Origin of the sequence: Streptomyces fuscichromogenes, assembly GCF_014645815.1 — a bacterium.
Classification (GTDB): Bacteria; Actinomycetota; Actinomycetes; order Streptomycetales; family Streptomycetaceae; genus Streptomyces; species Streptomyces fuscichromogenes.
In genome coordinates, this window is sequence record NZ_BMML01000096.1 from 1 (window position 1) to 1,870 (window position 1,870).

The window sequence follows — 1,870 nt, forward strand, 5'->3', positions numbered from 1 at the left end:
GACGGGCAGAACGTCGACTACGACCGGATCTCCGACGATGAGCGGGAGACGGGCGAGGGCGTCGAGTCCCAGCACGAGGAGAACGCAGAGTTCGCCGAGGAGATAGGCCGGCCGCTCGACGCGACCTACCAGGACAACTCGATCTCCGCTTTCAGCGGCCGCGAACGGCCGCAGTTCGAGCGGCTCCTGGCGGACGTCGCCCGCGGCTGGATAGCCTCCGTGATTATCTGGCATGCCGACCGGCTGACCCGGGACGTCGGTGAAGCTCTGCGCATCATCGCGCTCTTCCGCGAGCACGGGGTGCGCCTGTACTCCGTCCAGAAGGGCGGTGAGTACCTGCTCAACCGTGCGGCCGGCCGCGCCGAGTTCATCGCGGACATCAACTCGGCACAGCGGGAGTCGGGGCACAAGGGTGAGCGGGTGTCCCTCGCCCGCAAGCGTCAGGCACGCAAGGGCCAGCACGGCGGAGGGATCCGCCGGTTCGGATGGGGTGCCCCGACCGGCCGCGTACGGAGCAAGTGCATCAATCCCAAGGCCTCGCTCGACGAGCGCGTCTACGTCGACGTGCCGGTCCTCGACATGACGAAGCACCGTGAGGACGAGGCCGAGGAGATCCGGCGCTGGGCGCGCGAGCTGTTCGCGACAAAGGGCAACGTCGCGCAGCTGCTCGCTGGCATCAACCGGCGCGGTGTGCTCACCGTGAGCCAGGCCGACGGACGCACTCTCAAGAGTCGCGGCAGGGAGGTCGCGCACGGCGGATGGAACCAGAAGACCGTACGCCGGATCCTGACGTCGCCGCGTGCCTCCGGGCACGCCGTTCACCAGGGCGAGATCATCAAGTGGAACGCGTGGCCGGCGATCCTGCCCGAGGACATCCGTCAGGCCCTGATCGTCCTGCTGGACGACCCAGCTCGGGTGACGACCCCCGGCAACACCCCGAAGTGGTTGATCTCCAAGAGCGCTCACGCCCGGTGCGGACAGTGCGACCTCGGCGGCATGGTGACGGTCCGCCATAACAGCAAGGGCCCCGTCTACCGGTGCAACGAGTGCCACAAGGGCAACCAGCTCGCGCCCCTGGTCGACGAGTACATAGCGGCTGTCGCCTGTGAGCGGCTCTCCCGCCCCGACCTCGCGCAGCTGATCATGCCGCCCAGGCCCGAGATCGACATCACCGCGCTGCGCGGGGAGATCACGGAGCTGGAGAAGCAGAAGACCGAGGCTTCGCTGTCCTACGCGCGTAAGGCCATCGACCTGGCGATGCTGGAGACGGTCAAGGCGGAGACAGACCTGCAGATCTCGAAGATTCGCACCCGGCTGGCTGACGCTGTCTCGCACAGCCCGCTGTCCGACTTCCTCGACGCCGACACCTTCGAGGCCGCGGCCGCCGTCTGGGAGGCCAAGGGCGTGGGCGAACGCCGTGAGATCGTACGGCTGCTCATGGACGTGGTGGTCCTCAAGGGCGACCCGTACAAGCTCGATCCCGACACGCTGATCATCACCCCCGCAGAGTCGGCTGTTGTCAGTCCCGCAGAACCGAGTGATGAGCTCTCCCGGCAGTCTCCGGGCGGCAGCCCGCAGGGCGCCGATGGTCGGGCACAGGTGAACGTTTCTTCGTTCGAGGCAGTAGTGCGATGACGTCCGCGCCGTCCGGATCGCTGGAGCCGGGCGGGTGCGCGGCCTCGAATCGGGCGGCTGCAATCCGTGCGACCGCTTCAACCGGGTCGACGGCAACTTCCGGCGGCTGGTCCGGTGCCGGAGTTTCAGCCGGCACCGATTCGCTCTTCCGTGGGGCGCGTCTCAAACGATGCAGCTCGATGCTCAGGAGCCCCGCTATCGGCAACATCGCGCCGATCGCCATGGCTGTAACCAC

General features: G+C 67.7%; 2 protein-coding genes. Both read left to right on the forward strand.

Going from position 1 to position 1,870, the window contains the following annotated elements; genetic code table 11:
* A partial coding sequence (locus tag IEZ11_RS50300) for a recombinase family protein (RefSeq protein WP_189269840.1) occupies positions 1-1,635 on the forward strand: 1,635 nt, incomplete at its 5' end.
* Positions 1,636-1,669: 34 nt separating this feature from the next.
* On the forward strand, positions 1,670-1,870 hold a 201-nt coding region (locus IEZ11_RS51845; RefSeq protein WP_229714008.1), incomplete at its 3' end, for a hypothetical protein.